This window comes from Streptomyces sp. NPDC085937 (assembly GCF_044540535.1).
Classification (GTDB): domain Bacteria; phylum Actinomycetota; class Actinomycetes; order Streptomycetales; family Streptomycetaceae; genus Streptomyces.
The window spans coordinates 131,028-148,400 of sequence record NZ_JBITSH010000011.1 but is presented as its reverse complement, the minus strand read 5'-3'; the positions used below and the strand labels follow the sequence as shown (position 1 = coordinate 148,400).

The window sequence follows — 17,373 nt, the reverse complement described above, 5'->3', positions numbered from 1 at the left end:
CCGGGGGCATCGCCTGCGGTGCGGCTACGGCGGCGCCCGCGGTCCTTCGAGCTTTCCACTCCCGTCACGGCGCGTCCATACGAAGGACCGGATCCCGCGCGCCGCCCCGGTTCACGGAGACGCGGTCCGCTCCGGCGTGGCGGCCGGGGGCCACGGTACGGGTGCCCCGCAGCCGCGCACCCGCGTGCGTGACTACGATGGGGCCGCCGGTGGCCAGCAGGGGTCACCCGGTCACACCGACCGTCGGGAAGGCCATGCTGAACAAGTACGCGCGTGCATTTTTCACGCGTGTCCTCACACCGTTCGCCGCGTTTCTCATCCGACGGGGGGTCAGCCCCGACACGGTCACGCTCATCGGCACCGCGGGCGTGGTGGCCGGCGCGCTGGTCTTCTACCCCCGGGGCGAGTTCTTCTGGGGCACGGTCGTCATCACGCTCTTCGTCTTCTCGGACCTGGTCGACGGCAACATGGCCCGCCAGCTCGGGCGCTCCAGCCGCTGGGGCGCCTTCCTGGACTCCACCCTGGACCGGGTCGCCGACGGCGCGGTCTTCGGCGGGTTCGCCCTCTGGTACGCGGGCTCCGGCGACAACAACGCGCTCTGCGCGGTGTCGATCTTCTGCCTGGCCAGCGGCCAGGTGGTGTCGTACACCAAGGCGCGCGGCGAGTCGATCGGCCTGCCGGTCGCCGTCAACGGTCTGGTCGAGCGGGCCGAGCGGCTGGTGATCTCGCTGGTCGCGGCCGGGCTCGCCGGGCTGCACGCGTTCGGGGTGCCCGGCATCCAGTACCTGCTGCCGATCGCCCTGTGGGCCGTCGCCGTCGGCAGCCTCGTCACGCTGGTCCAGCGGGTGGTCACCGTCCGACGTGAGTCCGCCGAGGCGGAGGCCGCCGAGCAGCAGCAGGCGCAGGGGAGCGAGGCCGCGCAGTGAGTGCCCAGGAGCGGCTCGCCGACGCCCTGTACGGCGCCGGCTGGGGCACCGTGAAGAAGCTGCCCGAGCCCGTCGCCGTCCGCCTCGGCCGCACCATCGCCGACATCGCCTGGAAACAGCGCGGCAAGGGGGTGCAGCGGCTGGAGAGCAACTACGCGCGCGTCGTGCCGGACGCGGGACCGCAGCGGCTGGCGGAACTGTCCCGCGCGGGCATGCGCTCGTACCTGCGCTACTGGATGGAGTCCTTCCGGCTGCCCGCCTGGAGCCCCGCGCGCATCGCGGACTCCTTCCAGCCCACGGACCTGCACCACCTCAGCGACGGCATGGAAGCCGGCAAGGGCGTGATCCTCGCGCTGCCGCACCTCGCCAACTGGGACCTCGCCGGCGCCTGGGTCACCACCCAGCTCGGCCTACCGTTCACCACCGTCGCCGAGCGCCTCAAGCCGGAGACCCTCTACGACCGCTTCGTCGCCTATCGCGAGGGCCTCGGTATGGAGGTCCTGCCACACAGCGGCGGCTCCGCCTTCGGCACCCTGGCCCGGCGACTGCGCGACGGCGGCCTGGTCTGCCTGGTCGCCGACCGCGACCTGTCCTCCTCGGGCGTCGAGGTGGACTTCTTCGGCAGTCCCGCCCGGATGCCCGCCGGCCCCGCCCTGCTGGCCCAGCAGACCGGCGCCCGGCTGCTGCCCGTGACCCTCTGGTACGACGACTCGCCGGTGATGCGGGGCCGCGTCCACGCCCCGGTCGAGGTTCCCGCGTCAGGTACGCGCGCCGAGAAGACGTCCGTCATGACACAGGCGCTGGCCGACGCCTTCGCCACGGGAATCGCCGACCATCCGGAGGACTGGCACATGCTGCAGCGCTTGTGGACCGGAGACCTCGATTCCGCGACCGCCCGCGAGAAGGACCAGAAGGGGACCTCGTGAGGATCGGCATCGTCTGCCCGTACTCCTGGGACGTGCCGGGTGGCGTCCAGTTCCACATCCGTGACCTGGCCGAGTACTTCATCCGTCTCGGGCACGAGGTGTCCGTCCTCGCCCCGGCCGACGACGACACCCCGCTCCCGCCCTACGTCGTCTCCGCCGGCCGCGCCGTGCCGGTGCCGTACAACGGTTCGGTGGCCCGGCTCAACTTCGGCTTCCTGTCGGCCGCGCGGGTGCGGCGCTGGCTGCACGACGGCGCCTTCGACGTGGTGCACATCCACGAGCCGTCCTCACCGTCCCTGGGCCTGCTGACCTGCTGGGCGGCGCAGGGCCCGCTGGTGGCGACCTTCCACACCTCCAACCCGCGCTCCAAGGCGATGATCGCCGCGTACGCCATCCTCCAGGCCGCACTGGAGAAGATCAGCGCGCGGATCGCGGTCAGCGAGTACGCCCGCCGCACCCTCGTCGAACACCTGGGCGGTGACGCGGTGGTCATCCCCAATGGCGTCGACGTCGACTTCTTCGCCAAGGCGGAGCCCGCGCCCGAGTGGCAGGGCGACACCATCGGCTTCATCGGCCGCATCGACGAGCCGCGCAAGGGCCTGCCGGTGCTGATGCGGGCGCTGCCGAAGATCCTCGCCGCCCGACCGGGGACGCGGCTGCTGGTGGCCGGGCGCGGCGACGAGAAGGAGGCGGTCGAGTCGCTGCCGGCCGAACTGCGCCCGCGCGTCGAGTTCCTCGGCATGATCAGCGACGAGGACAAGGCCCGCCTGCTGCGCAGCGTCGACCTGTACGTGGCGCCCAACACCGGCGGCGAGAGCTTCGGCATCATCCTGGTCGAGGCGATGTCGGCGGGCGCCCCGGTGCTCGCCTCCGACCTCGACGCGTTCGCCCAGGTCCTCGACCAGGGCGCGGCGGGCGAGCTGTTCGCCAACGAGGACGCGGACGCGCTCGCCGACGCGGCGGTGCGGCTCCTGGAGGACCCCGTGCGCCGTGAGGAACTGCGGGCGCGGGGCAGCGCCCATGTGCGCCGCTTCGACTGGTCGACGGTCGGCGCGGACATCCTCTCCGTCTACGAGACGGTCACGGCAGGCGCGGCAGCGGTCGCCACGGACGACAGGGCGACGGGCCTGCGGGCCCGCCTGGGCCTGGCCCGGGACTAGACGGCGGTAGGACGAGCGCCCCTCAGGGGCGCGGGGAACTGCGCGCTCAGCCCCCAGCGGGCCGCACCCGGCGTACGACGACGCGAGGCACTCTCTTAGCCGCAAGTACGGCGCTGAAGGCAGGCCCGCCGGGAGGGTGCCGCCCGCGGCCACCCGTGCCGCCAAGCGGCACGACTGCCCGCAGCCAGCGGGCGCCGGGGTGAACGCCCCCGAAGGGGCGCGGGGAACTGCGCGGCCGGCCACCGACGGGCCGCACCCGGCGTACGACGACGCGAGGCACCCCCTGAGCCGCGGGTACGGCGTGGAGGGCGAGGCCTCCCGAGAGGGTGCCGCCCGCGCCCACTCTCCCCCCACTCTCGGCTCCGCTCGAGCGGGGGGACCCCCATCGCCCCAAGCGGCACGACTGCCCGCAGACGGCGGCGTCCTCAGGGCGCGGGGAACTGCGCGGCCGGCCACCGACGGGCCGCACCCGGCGTACGACGACGCGAGGCACCCCCTGAGCGCCGGGTACGGCGTGGAAGGCGAGGCCCGCCGAGAGGGCACCGCCCCAGGGACCGCGCCCGGCGCAGCCGGTACTAGCCTTGCCGCCCGTGACCCCAACCCTGATCTGGATCCTCGTCGTCCTCGTCGCCGTAGGCCTGTACCTGAGCTGGACGGCCGGCCGGCTGGACCGGCTGCACGCCCGGATCGACGCCGCCCGCGCCGCGCTGGACGCGCAACTGCTGCGCCGCGCCTCCGTGGCGCAGGAACTGGCCACCTCCGGCGTGCTCGACCCCGCCGCGTCGATCGTGCTCTACGAGGCGGCGCACGCGGCACGGCAGGCGGTGGAGGAGCAACGGGAAGTCGCCGAGAGCGAGCTGAGCCAGGCCCTGCGGGCGGTCTTCGCCGACGCCCAGCAGGTGGACGCGGTCCGGGAGGCACCCGGGGGAGAGGAGGCCGCGCTGGAGCTCGCCGAGGCCGTCCGCAGGGTGCCGATGGCCCGCCGCTTCCACAACGACGCCGTACGGGCCGCCCGCGCGCTGCGCCTGCACCGCAAGGTGCGCTGGTTCCGGCTGGCCGGCCACGCGCCGTTCCCGATGGCCTTCGAGATGGACGACGAGCCGCCGACGGCCCTGGTGGAGCGGGCCGCCTGACGGCAAGATCCAGCCACTTCACCGACGGGCGGCGACCGAAAACGAGCCACCGGCTCTCCATTGGCCCTTGCTGTGGCCTGCTCCGTTCACGTTTCCTCAGTGCTGCAGAATCCCCCTCACCTCAGCGAGGTCATCCGTGTCCAGCACGCTCACCGAAAACCAGGGTCCCGAGACCGGCACCGCGCGCGTCAAGCGCGGCATGGCCGAACAGCTCAAGGGCGGCGTGATCATGGACGTCGTCACGCCGGAGCAGGCGAAGATCGCCGAGGACGCCGGCGCGGTCGCCGTCATGGCCCTGGAGCGCGTCCCGGCCGACATCCGCAAGGACGGCGGTGTGGCCCGCATGTCCGACCCGGACATGATCGAGGGCATCATCGACGCCGTCTCGATCCCGGTGATGGCCAAGTCCCGCATCGGCCACTTCGTCGAGGCCCAGGTGCTGCAGTCGCTCGGCGTCGACTACATCGACGAGTCCGAGGTCCTCACCCCGGCCGACGAGGTCAACCACTCCGACAAGTGGGCCTTCACCACCCCCTTCGTGTGCGGTGCCACCAACCTCGGCGAGGCCCTGCGCCGCATCGCCGAGGGCGCCGCGATGATCCGCTCCAAGGGCGAGGCCGGCACCGGCAACGTCGTCGAGGCGGTCCGTCACCTGCGCCAGATCAAGAACGAGATCGCCCGCCTGCGCGGCTACGACAACAACGAGCTGTACGCCGCCGCCAAGGAACTGCGCGCCCCGTACGAGCTGGTCAAGGAGGTCGCCGCGCTGGGCAAGCTGCCCGTGGTGCTGTTCTCCGCCGGCGGTGTGGCCACCCCGGCCGACGCCGCGCTGATGCGCCAGCTCGGCGCCGAGGGCGTCTTCGTCGGCTCCGGCATCTTCAAGTCCGGCGACCCCGCCAAGCGCGCGGCGGCCATCGTCAAGGCGACCACCTTCTACGACGACCCGAAGATCATCGCGGACGCGTCCCGCAACCTCGGTGAGGCCATGGTCGGCATCAACTGCGACACCCTGCCCGAGACCGAGCGCTATGCCAACCGCGGCTGGTGACGCACGGATGACCGATGCGCCTGTCATCGGCGTCCTGGCCCTCCAGGGCGACGTACGGGAGCACCTGGTGGCCCTGGCCGCGGCCGACGCCGCGGCCGGGCCGGTCAGGCGCCCCGAGGAACTCGCCGAGGTGGACGGCCTCGTCATCCCCGGCGGGGAGTCGACCACGATTTCCAAACTGGCCGTGCTGTTCGGCCTGATGGAGCCCCTGCGCGCACGCGTGCGTGACGGCATGCCGGTCTACGGCACCTGCGCCGGCATGATCATGCTCGCCGACAAGATCCTCGACCCGCGCTCCGGGCAGGAGACCGTCGGCGGCATCGACATGATCGTGCGCCGCAACGCCTTCGGCCGGCAGAACGAGTCCTTCGAGGCCGCCGTCGACGTGAAGGGCGTTCCCGGGGAACCCGTGGAGGGCGTCTTCATCCGCGCCCCCTGGGTGGAGTCCGTCGGCGCCTCCGCCGAGGTCCTCGCCGAACACGACGGCCACGTCGTCGCGGTCCGCCAGGGCAACGCGCTGGCCACCTCGTTCCACCCGGAGCTGACCGGCGACCACCGGGTGCACCGGCTGTTCACCGACATGGTGCGGGCGTACCGGCGCGGCGAGTCCTTGTAGGATTCCTGCGTTCGTTGCAGAGATGGGTTACGCGAAGGAGACAGGCAGATGTCCGGCCACTCTAAATGGGCCACGACGAAGCACAAGAAGGCCGTGATCGACGCCAAGCGCGGCAAGCTCTTCGCGAAGCTCATCAAGAACATCGAGGTCGCGGCCCGGATGGGCGGAGCCGACCCCGAAGGCAACCCGACGCTGTACGACGCCATCCAGAAGGCGAAGAAGCAGTCGGTCCCCAACAAGAACATCGACTCCGCGGTCAAGCGCGGTGCCGGCCTGGAGGCCGGTGGCGCCGACTACGAGACGATCATGTACGAGGGCTACGGCCCCAACGGTGTCGCGGTGCTCATCGAGTGCCTCACCGACAACCGCAACCGCGCCGCCTCGGACGTGCGCGTCGCGATGACCCGCAACGGCGGCTCCATGGCCGACCCGGGTTCCGTGTCGTACCTGTTCAACCGCAAGGGCGTGGTGATCGTCCCCAAGGGTGAGCTGTCCGAGGACGACGTCCTCACCGCCGTCCTCGACGCGGGCGCCGAGGAGGTCAACGACCTCGGTGAGTCCTTCGAGGTGCTCAGCGAGGCCACCGACCTGGTCGCCGTGCGCACCGCGCTGCAGGACGCCGGCATCGACTACGAGTCGGCCGACGCCAACTTCGTCCCGACCATGCAGGTCGAGCTGGACGAGGAGGGCGCCAGGAAGATCTTCAAGCTCATCGACGCGCTGGAGGACAGCGACGACGTGCAGAACGTCTTCGCCAACTTCGACGTCAGCGACGAGATCATGGAGAAGGTCGACGCGTGACGCTCCGCAGCCGGCGGGCCGACGGGAACACACCCCGTCGGCCCGCCGTGTTGTCGGTGGCACCCGATAGCCTGCACAAACAGGTGATCGAGCAAGGGGGCGACGCGTGCGCGTGCTGGGGGTGGACCCGGGACTGACCCGGTGCGGTGTCGGCGTGGTCGAAGGGGTCGCGGGACGCCCGCTGACCATGCTCGGCGTGGGAGTCGTCCGCACCCCGGCCGACGCCGACCTCGGGCACCGCCTGGTCGCCGTCGAGCAGGGCCTGGAGCGGTGGCTGGACGAACACCAGCCCGAGTTCGTCGCCGTGGAGCGCGTCTTCAGCCAGCACAACGTGCGTACGGTGATGGGCACCGCCCAGGCCAGCGCCGTGGCGATCCTCTGCGCCTCCCGGCGCGGCATCCCCGTCGCGCTGCACACCCCCAGCGAGGTCAAGGCCGCCGTCACCGGCTCGGGCCGGGCCGACAAGGCCCAGGTCGGCGCCATGGTGACCCGCCTGTTGCGGCTCGACGCACCGCCGAAGCCCGCCGACGCCGCCGACGCCCTGGCCCTCGCCATCTGCCACATCTGGCGCGCCCCCGCCCAGAACCGGCTCCAGCAGGCCGCCGCCGCGCACGCGGCGCGCGCCCCCCGGACACCGCCGAAGACCCCACGGGCCCCCGCGGCCTCCCACGCATCGAAAGGCCGTACGGCATGATCGCCTTCGTCAGCGGCACGGTCGCCGCCCTCGCCCCCGACACCGCGGTGGTCGAGGTCGGCGGTGTCGGCATGGCCGTCCGGTGCACGCCGGACACGCTGTCCACGCTCCGTGTCGGCCAGCCCGCGAAGCTCGCCACCTCCCTAGTCGTCCGCGAGGACTCCCTGACCCTGTACGGCTTCGCCGACGACGACGGACGCCAGGTCTTCGAGCTGCTCCAGACCGCCAGCGGCGTCGGCCCCCGGCTGGCCCAGGCGATGCTCGCCGTGCACAGCCCCGACGCCCTGCGCAGAGCGGTGGCCACCGGGGACGAGAAGGCGCTGACCGCCGTCCCCGGCATCGGCAAGAAGGGCGCCCAGAAGCTGCTCCTCGAACTGAAGGACCGGCTCGGGGAGCCCACCGGCGCCCCCGCGGTCGGCGCGCCCGTCACCACCGGCTGGCGCGACCAGCTGCACGCCGCCCTGATCGGCCTCGGGTACGCGACCCGCGAGGCCGACGAGGCCGTGGCCGCGGTCACCCCCCAGGCGGAAGCCGCCGAGGGCGCCGTACCGGTGGGGCAGCTGCTGAAGGCGGCCCTGCAGACGCTGAACCGCGCCCGATAGCCCGCGCCGGCCGCCCGGCGGCCCGCACCCGCGCCCGAGTCCGCATGGAGAGCTGAGGCACACGCACATGAACTGGGACGACACGAACGACACCGCCGCCTCCGAGCGGCTGGTGGAATCGGTCGCCGACCGCGAGGACCAGGCCGTCGAGGCCGCGCTGCGTCCCAAGGACCTGGGCGAGTTCATCGGCCAGGAGAAGGTCCGCGAGCAGCTCGACCTCGTCCTGCGCGCCGCCCGCGCCCGCGGCGCCACCGCGGACCACGTGCTGCTCTCCGGCGCCCCCGGCCTCGGCAAGACCACCCTCTCCATGATCATCGCGGCCGAGATGGAAGCCCCCATCCGCATCACCTCGGGCCCCGCCATCCAGCACGCGGGCGACCTCGCCGCGATCCTGTCCTCCCTCCAGGAGGGCGAGGTCCTCTTCCTCGACGAGATCCACCGCATGTCGCGGCCCGCCGAGGAGATGCTGTACATGGCGATGGAGGACTTCCGCGTCGACGTGATCGTCGGCAAGGGCCCCGGCGCCACCGCCATCCCGCTGGAGCTGCCGCCCTTCACCCTGGTCGGCGCCACCACCCGGGCCGGCCTGCTGCCGCCCCCGCTGCGCGACCGCTTCGGCTTCACCGCGCACATGGAGTTCTACGAGCCGGCCGAGCTGGAGCGGGTCGTCCACCGCTCGGCGAGCCTGCTCGACGTGGAGATCGACACCGAGGGCGCCGCGGAGATCGCCGGCCGCTCCCGCGGCACCCCCCGCATCGCCAACCGCCTGCTGCGCCGCGTCCGTGACTACGCGCAGGTCAAGGGCGACGGCCGGATCACGAAAGATGTGGCCGCCGCGGCCCTCGCGGTGTACGAGGTCGACGCCCGGGGCCTGGACCGGCTGGACCGGGCGGTGCTGGAAGCCCTGCTCAAGCTGTTCGGCGGCGGCCCGGTCGGCCTGTCCACGCTCGCCGTCGCCGTGGGGGAGGAGCGTGAGACCGTGGAGGAGGTGGCCGAACCCTTCCTGGTCCGGGAGGGACTGCTCGCCCGCACACCGCGCGGACGGGTGGCCACCCCGGCGGCATGGTCGCATCTCGGCCTCACGCCGCCCCGGTCGCAGGGCGCCGGAAAGGGACAAGGGGACCTGTTCGGGGCGTGACGGCGAGCACGTTGGCCCGGGCAGGAACCCGGGTGCCATGCTGAGCGTTGTTCCGGTGGTGCGGACTCGCTTAGACTCCGCCGATGCCGCCCTTGTCGGTGGCAGTACATACCCCCAACCATCAGGCCGTTCACCATCGCGGTCGTGTGAAGGAAGTTCCGACCCGTGAGTCTCCTGACCCTCCTCCCGTTCATTGTGCTCATCGGGGCCATGTTCCTGATGACCCGGTCGGCCAAGAAGAAGCAGCAGCAGGCCATCGAGATGCGGAACCAGATGCAGCCCGGTTCCGGCGTCCGCACGATCGGGGGCATGTACGCCACGGTCAAGGAGGTCAGCGAGGACACCGTCCTCCTCGACGCCGGGCCGGGTGTGGAGCTGCTGTTCGCCAAGAACTCGATCGGCGCCGTCCTCACCGACGAGGAGTACAACCGCATCGTGCACGGCATCGAGCACGACCTGCAGTCCGACGCCGACGTCGTCCCGGACGACGCCTCCTCCCTCACCGAGACCGACGACTCCTCCGACGCTGCCGCCGTCTCCGACGACACGCCTGTCGACCTCGGCAAGAAGGACGCGGCCGACGAGCCGGCGGACGAGCCCGCCGACGCCACGGCGGACGCGCGGTCGAAGAAGTCCGACGGCGAGACCGACGCGAAGTAGCCGTGTTCACGGGGCGCGCGGGTGATGCCCGCGCGCCCCGGGACATGCCCGGCTCGCACGGGATCCCGACACCATGTCATGGCCACCCGCCCCCTGACCGGGGACGAGGCGGCCCGAGAGGGAGTACGAGAAGGTGGCAGCACTCAAAAAGGGACGGAACGCGAGCGCCACAAGCAAGCCGTGGCGCTCGCTGGCTCTGATCCTGATCGCCATCGTGGCGCTCACCGGAGGGATGTTCGCCTCCGGGCACACCACTCCGCGTCTCGGCATCGACCTGGCCGGTGGCACGAGCATCACGCTGGCAGCGGTCCCCGAGGCCGGCCAGGAGTCCGCGATCAACAAGACCAACATGGACACCGCTGTCTCCATCATGGAGCGGCGCGTCAACGGTCTTGGCGTCTCCGAGGCCGAGGTCCAGACGCAGGGCGAACGCAACATCATCGTCAACATTCCCAAGGGCACGAATTCCAAGCAGGCCCGGGAACAGGTCGGCACCACCGCCAAGCTCTACTTCCGTCCCGTCATCGCCACCGAGCTGGCCGGCGGCGGGGCCGCCCCGGAGCCGAGCGCCACCGGCGACGCCTCCGCCGACCCCTCCGGCGACAAGGCCACGGACAAGGAGGCCACCGGCGGCTCCTCGCCCTCGGCGTCCACCAGCCCCTCGGCGAGCGCCACCACCCAGGGCCGCGCGGTCACCGACGCGCTGAAGGCCGACGAGAGCCCCGCCGCCACCGACAAGGCGAGCCCCTCCCCGTCCGCCACGGGCGGCGCTGCCGACGACGACAGCAGGCTCCAGGCCCAGTACGCCGCGCTCGACTGCACCAAGGAGAGCGTCCGCGCCACCGCCGGTGACGGCGCCAAGGCCACCGACTCCACCGTCGCCTGCGGCCAGAACTCCCAGGGCCAGTGGCAGAAGTACATCCTCGGCCCCGCCGCCGTCGACGGCACCGACGTCGACGAGGCCGACGCCGTCCTGAACACGCAGTCCGGCGCCGGCTGGACCGTGACCATGAAGTTCACGGGCGAGGGCTCGAAGAAGTTCGCCGACATCACCGGCCAGCTCGCGCAGAAGCCGTCCCCGCAGAACCAGTTCGCGATCGTCCTGGACGGCGAGGTCGTCTCCGACCCGTACGTCCGGCAGGCCCTGACCGGCGGCAACGCCGAGATCTCCGGCAACTTCACGCAGCAGTCGTCGCAGGAACTGGCGAACATGCTGTCCTACGGCGCGCTGCCGCTGACCTTCCGCGAGGACAGCGTCACCACCGTCACCGCCGCCCTCGGCGGCGAGCAGCTGCAGGCCGGTCTCATCGCCGGTGCCATCGGCCTCGCGCTGGTGATCCTCTACCTGCTCTTCTACTACCGCGGCCTGTCCTTCATCGCCGTCGCCTCGCTGCTGGTCTCCGCCGCGCTCACCTACGTGATCATGGCGCTGCTCGGCCCGACGATCGGCTTCGCGCTGAACCTGCCGGCCGTCTGCGGTGCCATCGTGGCGATCGGTATCACGGCGGACTCGTTCATCGTCTACTTCGAACGGGTCCGGGACGAGATCCGCGAGGGCCGCACCCTGCGTCCCGCCGTGGAGCGCGCCTGGCCGCGCGCCCGGCGCACCATCCTGGTCTCCGACTTCGTGTCCTTCCTCGCCGCCGCCGTGCTCTTCGTGGTCACCGTCGGCAAGGTGCAGGGCTTCGCGTTCACCCTGGGTCTGACCACGGTCCTCGACGTGGTGGTGGTGTTCCTCTTCACCAAGCCGCTGCTCACGCTGATGGCCCGCCGCAAGTTCTTCGCGAGCGGACACAAGTGGTCCGGCCTCGACCCGAAGGCGCTGGGTGCCAAGCCACCGCTGCGCCGCACCCGTCGTCCCTCCGCCCCTGCCCAGACGAAGGAGGCGTGAGAGATGTCGAAGCTCGGCACCCTCGGCGCCCGACTGCACCACGGCGAGATCGGCTACGACTTCGTCAAGAACCGCAAGATCTGGTACGGCATCTCGATCCTGATCACCATCACGGCCATCGTCGGCCTGGCGGTGCGCGGCCTGCACATGGGCATCGAGTTCCAGGGCGGGGCGGTCTTCACGACCCCGAAGAACATGAGCGTCTCGGTCTCCACGGCCGAGGGCTTCGCGGAGGACGCCTCCGGCCACGACGCCATCGTCCAGAAGCTCGGTGACGGCAGCCTGCGCATCCAGGTCGCCGGCATCGACACCAAGACCTCGGACACCATCAAGGACCGGCTGGCCGACGACCTCAAGGTCGACGGCGAGCAGATCAACGCCGAACTGGTCGGTCCCAGCTGGGGCGAGCAGATCGCCAACAAGGCCTGGCAGGGTCTGGGGATCTTCCTGATCCTGGTGGTGATCTATCTGGCGATCGCCTTCGAGTGGCGCATGGCGCTCGCGGCGTTCGTCGCACTGATCCACGACATCACCATCACGGTCGGTATCTACGCCCTCGTCGGCTTCGAGGTCACCCCCGGCACGGTGATCGGTCTGCTCACCATCCTCGGTTACTCGCTGTACGACACGGTGGTCGTCTTCGACAGCCTCAAGGAACAGACCAAGGACATCACCAAGCAGACCCGCTGGACCTACAGCGAGATCGCCAACCGCTCGATCAACAGCACGCTGGTGCGGTCGATCAACACGACGGTCGTGGCGCTGCTGCCGGTGGCGGGGCTGCTGTTCATCGGTGGCGGTGTCCTGGGCGCCGGCATGCTGAACGACATCTCGCTGTCGCTGTTCGTCGGCCTCGCCGCCGGTGCGTACTCCTCGATCTTCATCGCCACGCCGCTGGTCGCCGACCTCAAGGAGCGCGAGCCGGCGATGAAGTCCCTGAAGAAGCGCGTGCTGGCCAAGCGGGCCCACGGCGGGGACACGGACGCCGACCAGGCGGTCCCCGCGGCCGACAGCGACTACGACGACGAACCCGAGGACGTCGCGGCCGCCGTCGTCGGACCCCGTAACCAGCCCGCCTCCCGCGCGCGTGGCCGTGGCCGTCCTTCGGGGAAGCGCCGATGACCCAGCACACCGACCTCTCCGCCCTGCTGCTGAGCCGGATCCGGGACGTGGCGGACTACCCGGAGCCGGGCGTGATGTTCAAGGACATCACCCCGCTCCTGGCGGACCCCAAGGCGTTCGACGCGCTCACCGAGGCGCTCGCGGACGTCGCCCGCCGGGCCGGTGCCACCAAGGTGGTCGGCCTGGAGGCACGCGGCTTCATCCTCGGCGCCCCGGTGGCCCTGCGGGCCGGCCTGGGCTTCATCCCGGTCCGCAAGGCGGGCAAGCTCCCCGGGGCCACGCTCAGCCAGGCCTACGACCTGGAGTACGGCTCCGCCGAGATCGAGGTGCACGCGGAGGACCTCGGCGGCGACGACCGCGTCCTGGTCGTCGACGACGTCCTGGCCACCGGCGGCACCGCCGAGGCCTCGCTCCAGCTCATCCGCAGGGCGGGCGCCGAGGTCGCGGGCCTCGCCGTGCTGATGGAGCTCGGCTTCCTCGGCGGCCGGGCCCGGCTGGAGCCCGCCCTGGCGGGCGCCCCGCTGGAGGCGCTGCTCACGGTCTGAGGACCCTGAGGGCCCCGCACAGCGGACCCGACGACACCACGCAGGCGGACCCGGAGGAATCCGGCGTCCGCCTCGTGCGTTTCTCCGGTTGACGGTCCTCACACCGCTCCGGAGGCGATCGTCGGGCCCGGGCTCGCTACCATGGGGTCTCCGGAGCCTGACCGGGGACCCGGATCGCGCACGAGGAGCCCTCTTGCCAGACGAGGCCCAGCACCTGACCGCCGCCAAGCCCGAGTCCGCCTCGGCAGCCGCGGCGAAGCCCGCGCCGAGCGCGCCACAGGCGAAGAACGACACCCGCGGGCCGGTGCAGCGCGCCCAGGCTGCTCCCGTCGACAAGCCCGAGCAGCCGCGGCCCAAGCCGGCGCCCCCCGACCGCTCCGCCCCGTCGGCCCGCACCAACACCGGCCAGCCGCGCTCCGGCTCCTCCAACCGCGTCCGCGCCCGCCTGGCCCGGCTCGGCGTGCAGCGGGCCAACCCGTACAACCCGGTGCTGGAGCCGCTGCTGCGGATCGTCCGCGGCAACGACCCCAAGATCGAGAACGCCACGCTGCGCCAGATCGAGCGCGCCTACCAGGTCGCCGAGCGCTGGCACCGCGGCCAGAAGCGCAAGAGCGGCGACCCGTACATCACCCACCCCCTCGCCGTCACCACGATCCTCGCCGAGCTCGGCATGGACCCGGCCACGCTGATGGCCGGGCTGCTGCACGACACCGTCGAGGACACCGAGTACGGCCTGGAGGACCTGCGCCGTGACTTCGGCGACGTCGTCGCCCTGCTCGTCGACGGCGTCACCAAGCTGGACAAGGTCAAGTTCGGCGAGGCCGCGCAGGCCGAGACCGTGCGCAAGATGGTCGTCGCCATGGCCAAGGACCCCCGCGTCCTGGTCATCAAGCTCGCCGACCGCCTGCACAACATGCGCACCATGCGCTACCTCAAGCGCGAGAAGCAGGAGAAGAAGGCGCGCGAGACCCTGGAGATCTACGCGCCGCTCGCCCACCGCCTGGGCATGAACACCATCAAGTGGGAGCTGGAGGACCTCGCCTTCGCGATCCTCTACCCCAAGATGTACGACGAGATCGTCCGCCTGGTCGCCGAGCGCGCGCCCAAGCGCGACGAGTACCTCGCCATCGTCACCGACGAGGTGCAGCAGGACCTCAGGTCCGCCCGCATCAAGGCCACCGTCACCGGCCGGCCCAAGCACTACTACAGCGTCTACCAGAAGATGATCGTCCGCGGCCGTGACTTCGCGGAGATCTACGACCTGGTGGGCATCCGCGTCCTCGTGGACACCGTCCGCGACTGCTACGCGGCCCTCGGCACGGTGCACGCGCGATGGAACCCGGTCCCCGGCCGGTTCAAGGACTACATCGCGATGCCCAAGTTCAACATGTACCAGTCGCTGCACACGACGGTCATCGGCCCCGGCGGCAAGCCCGTCGAGCTGCAGATCCGCACGTTCGACATGCACCGCCGCGCAGAGTACGGCATCGCCGCGCACTGGAAGTACAAGCAGGAGGCCGTCGCCGGCGCCTCCAAGATCCGCACCGACGCGCCCAAGTCGTCCGGCAAGAGCAAGGACGACCACCTCAACGACATGGCGTGGCTGCGCCAGCTCCTCGACTGGCAGAAGGAGACCGAGGACCCGGGCGAGTTCCTGGAGTCGCTGCGCTTCGACCTCTCGCGCAACGAGGTCTTCGTCTTCACCCCCAAGGGCGACGTTATAGCGCTGCCCGCCGGTGCCACCCCCGTGGACTTCGCGTACGCGGTGCACACCGAGGTCGGCCACCGCACCATAGGCGCCCGGGTCAACGGCCGCCTGGTGCCGCTGGAGTCGACCCTCGACAACGGCGACCTGGTGGAGGTCTTCACCTCCAAGGCGGCCGGCGCGGGCCCCTCCCGCGACTGGCTGGGCTTCGTGAAGTCGCCCCGCGCCCGCAACAAGATCCGCGCCTGGTTCTCCAAGGAGCGCCGCGACGAGGCGATCGAGCAGGGCAAGGACTCCATCGTCCGCGCCATGCGCAAGCAGAACCTCCCCATCCAGCGCATCCTCACCGGCGACTCGCTCGTGACGCTGGCGCACGAGATGCGTTACTCGGACATCTCCGCGCTGTACGCGGCGATCGGCGAGGGCCATGTCTCCGCGCAGAACATCGTGCAGAAGCTGGTGCAGGCCCTCGGCGGCGAGGAGGCGGCCACCGAGGAGATCGACGAGTCGGTCCCGCCCACCCGCAGCCGCCGCAAGCGCCGCTCCAGCGCCGACCCCGGCGTCATCGTCAAGGGCGTCGAGGACGTGTGGGTCAAACTGGCCCGCTGCTGCACCCCCGTACCGGGCGACCCGATCATCGGCTTCGTCACCCGCGGCAGCGGCGTCTCCGTGCACCGCAGCGACTGCGTGAACGTCGACTCGCTGTCCCGCGAGCCCGAGCGGATCCTCGAGGTCGAGTGGGCGCCCACCCAGTCCTCGGTGTTCCTGGTCGCCATCCAGGTCGAGGCCCTCGACCGCTCCCGGCTGCTCTCGGACGTCACGCGCGTGCTGTCCGACCAGCACGTCAACATCCTCTCCGCGGCGGTGCAGACCTCCCGCGACCGGGTCGCCACCTCCCGGTTCACCTTCGAGATGGGCGACCCCAAGCACCTGGGACACGTCCTGAAGGCCGTACGCGGTGTGGAGGGCGTCTACGACGTCTACCGCGTCACCTCGGCCCGCAACCGCGGCTAGGAAGCGCGCCAGGCACACGGAAGGGGCCGCCGTACCTCGGGTACGGCGGCCCCTTCCGTGTGCGTGCGGCCCGCCCTCAGCCGCCGAACTCCTGCAGACCCTTCAGCGCCTGCTCCAGCAGGGCCTGGCGGCCCTGCAGCTCGCGCTCCAGCTTGTCCGCCTTGGCGGTGTTGCCCTGCGCCCTGGCCTGCTCGATCTGGCGCTCGAGCTTGTCCACGGCGGCCTGCAGCTGACCGGTCAGACCCTCGGCCCGCGCACGGGCCTCCGGGTTCGTCCGGCGCCACTCGGCCTCCTCGGCCTCCTGCAGGGCGCGCTCCACGGTGTGCATCCGGCCCTCGACCCGCGGCCGGGCGTCCCGCGGCACATGGCCGATGGCCTCCCAGCGCTCGTTGAGCGCACGGAACGCGGCCCGGGCGGCCTTCAGGTCCGTGATCGGCAGCAGCTTCTCCGCCTCGCCGGCCAGCTCCTCCTTGAGCTTGAGGTTCTCGGCCTGCTCCGCGTCACGCTCGGCGAACACCGAGCTGCGGGCGGCGAAGAAGACGTCCTGGGCGCCGCGGAAGCGGTTCCAGAGGTCCTCCTCGTGTTCGCGCTGGGCGCGGCCCGCGGCCTTCCACTCCGTCATCAGGTCGCGGTACCGGGCCGCCGTCGGACCCCAGTCCGTCGAGTTCGACAGCGCCTCGGCCTCAGCGACCAGCCGCTCCTTGGTCCGGCGCGCCTCCTCGCGCTGCGCGTCCAGCTGCGCGAAGTGCTGCTTGCGCCGCTTGGAGAACGCCGACCGCGCGTGCGAGAAGCGGTGCCACAGCTCGTCGTCGGACTTGCGGTCCAGCCGCGGCAGGCCCTTCCAGGTGTCCACCAGGGCCCGCAGCCGTTCCCCGGCCGCCCGCCACTGGTCGGACTGCGCCAGCTCCTCGGCCTCGGTGACCAGCGACTCCTTGGCCTTGCGCGCCTCGTCCGACTGACGGGCCCGCTGCGCCTTGCGCTCCTCGCGGCGCGCCTCCACCAGCTCCACGAGCTTGTCCAGCCGGGCCCCGAGGGCCGCCAGGTCGCCGACCGCGTGATGGGCGTCCACCTGCTCGCGCAGGTGGCCGATCGCGGCCATGGCGTCCTTGGACGACAGGTCGGTGGTCTTCACTCGCTTCTCGAGGAGGCCGATCTCGACAACCAGGCCCTCGTACTTGCGCTCGAAGTAGGCCAGCGCCTCGTCGGGGGAGCCGGCCTGCCAGGAACCGACGACCTTCTCGCCGTCGGCCGTACGCACGTACACGGTTCCCGTCTCGTCGACGCGGCCCCACGGGTCGCTGCTCACAGCGCCTCCTCCACATGATGCCGTCGAGGGGGCCTGTGTGCTCCCCCGGGCATCGTCCACAGTTTCGTCACGGCCAACATAGGCGA

General features: G+C 71.5%; 16 protein-coding genes. 15 read left to right on the top strand and 1 reads right to left on the bottom strand.

Features of this window, described 5'->3' with window-relative positions; translation table 11 throughout:
• Positions 1–197 precede the first annotated feature (197 nt).
• The 15 genes from pgsA (at position 198) to relA (ending at position 15,981) form a co-directional block, all read left to right on the top strand.
• Positions 198–926: a phosphatidylinositol phosphate synthase gene (gene pgsA / locus ACIF8S_RS23160; RefSeq protein WP_400001578.1), complete on the top strand. Its 729-nt coding sequence runs from the start codon at positions 198–200 to the stop codon at positions 924–926.
• Positions 923–1,852, top strand: coding sequence for a phosphatidylinositol mannoside acyltransferase (locus ACIF8S_RS23155; RefSeq protein WP_400001399.1), 930 nt, complete (start codon positions 923–925; stop codon positions 1,850–1,852). The genes pgsA and ACIF8S_RS23155 overlap by 4 nt, the downstream gene beginning before the upstream one ends.
• Positions 1,849–3,012 (top strand): glycosyltransferase family 4 protein, encoded by a 1,164-nt coding sequence (locus ACIF8S_RS23150; protein ID WP_400001397.1) that lies wholly within the window; start codon positions 1,849–1,851, stop codon positions 3,010–3,012. The genes ACIF8S_RS23155 and ACIF8S_RS23150 overlap by 4 nt, the downstream gene beginning before the upstream one ends.
• 590 nt (positions 3,013–3,602) lie before the next feature.
• On the top strand, positions 3,603–4,145 hold the full coding sequence (locus ACIF8S_RS23145) for a membrane protein (protein ID WP_024887404.1): 543 nt from the start codon (positions 3,603–3,605) through the stop codon (positions 4,143–4,145).
• Between the two features lie 136 nt (positions 4,146–4,281).
• Positions 4,282–5,193 carry a pyridoxal 5'-phosphate synthase lyase subunit PdxS gene (gene pdxS / locus ACIF8S_RS23140; protein WP_349792285.1) on the top strand — a complete coding sequence of 304 codons (912 nt, stop codon included), beginning with the start codon at positions 4,282–4,284 and terminating at the stop codon, positions 5,191–5,193.
• Between the two features lie 7 nt (positions 5,194–5,200).
• The gene (gene pdxT, locus ACIF8S_RS23135; protein ID WP_349792284.1) at positions 5,201–5,809 is read left to right on the top strand and encodes a pyridoxal 5'-phosphate synthase glutaminase subunit PdxT; all 609 of its coding nucleotides are present in this window, start codon (positions 5,201–5,203) and stop codon (positions 5,807–5,809) included.
• A 48-nt stretch (positions 5,810–5,857) separates the two neighbouring features.
• On the top strand, positions 5,858–6,610 hold the full coding sequence (locus ACIF8S_RS23130) for a YebC/PmpR family DNA-binding transcriptional regulator (protein WP_145827925.1): 753 nt from the start codon (positions 5,858–5,860) through the stop codon (positions 6,608–6,610).
• A 106-nt stretch (positions 6,611–6,716) separates the two neighbouring features.
• Complete coding sequence (gene ruvC / locus ACIF8S_RS23125) at positions 6,717–7,304, top strand: crossover junction endodeoxyribonuclease RuvC (RefSeq protein ID WP_400001395.1); 588 nt, start codon at positions 6,717–6,719, stop codon at positions 7,302–7,304.
• Positions 7,301–7,906 (top strand): Holliday junction branch migration protein RuvA, encoded by a 606-nt coding sequence (gene ruvA / locus ACIF8S_RS23120; protein ID WP_349792280.1) that lies wholly within the window; start codon positions 7,301–7,303, stop codon positions 7,904–7,906. Before ruvC ends, ruvA begins: the two co-directional genes overlap by 4 nt.
• A 67-nt stretch (positions 7,907–7,973) precedes the next feature.
• Positions 7,974–9,044, top strand: coding sequence for a Holliday junction branch migration DNA helicase RuvB (gene ruvB, locus ACIF8S_RS23115; RefSeq protein WP_024887398.1), 1,071 nt, complete (start codon positions 7,974–7,976; stop codon positions 9,042–9,044).
• 165 nt (positions 9,045–9,209) lie between these two features.
• A complete protein-coding gene (gene yajC / locus ACIF8S_RS23110) occupies positions 9,210–9,704 on the top strand; it encodes a preprotein translocase subunit YajC (protein ID WP_150153987.1) in 495 nt (164 codons plus the stop codon).
• Positions 9,705–9,837: 133 nt separating this feature from the next.
• Positions 9,838–11,595, top strand: a complete 1,758-nt coding sequence (gene secD, locus ACIF8S_RS23105; protein WP_400001392.1) for a protein translocase subunit SecD — start codon at positions 9,838–9,840, stop codon at positions 11,593–11,595.
• A gap of 3 nt (positions 11,596–11,598) precedes the next feature.
• A complete protein-coding gene (secF, locus tag ACIF8S_RS23100; protein ID WP_400001390.1) occupies positions 11,599–12,717 on the top strand; it encodes a protein translocase subunit SecF in 1,119 nt (372 codons plus the stop codon).
• A complete protein-coding gene (locus ACIF8S_RS23095; protein ID WP_400001389.1) occupies positions 12,714–13,262 on the top strand; it encodes an adenine phosphoribosyltransferase in 549 nt (182 codons plus the stop codon). Before secF ends, ACIF8S_RS23095 begins: the two co-directional genes overlap by 4 nt.
• A gap of 193 nt (positions 13,263–13,455) precedes the next feature.
• Complete coding sequence (gene relA, locus ACIF8S_RS23090; protein ID WP_400001387.1) at positions 13,456–15,981, top strand: GTP pyrophosphokinase; 2,526 nt, start codon at positions 13,456–13,458, stop codon at positions 15,979–15,981.
• A gap of 76 nt (positions 15,982–16,057) precedes the next feature.
• Here the strand turns inward: relA and ACIF8S_RS23085 are convergent, their stop codons facing one another.
• Positions 16,058–17,287: a DUF349 domain-containing protein gene (locus ACIF8S_RS23085; RefSeq protein WP_400001386.1), complete on the bottom strand. Its 1,230-nt coding sequence runs from the start codon at positions 17,285–17,287 to the stop codon at positions 16,058–16,060.
• Between the last annotated feature and the right edge of the window lie 86 nt (positions 17,288–17,373).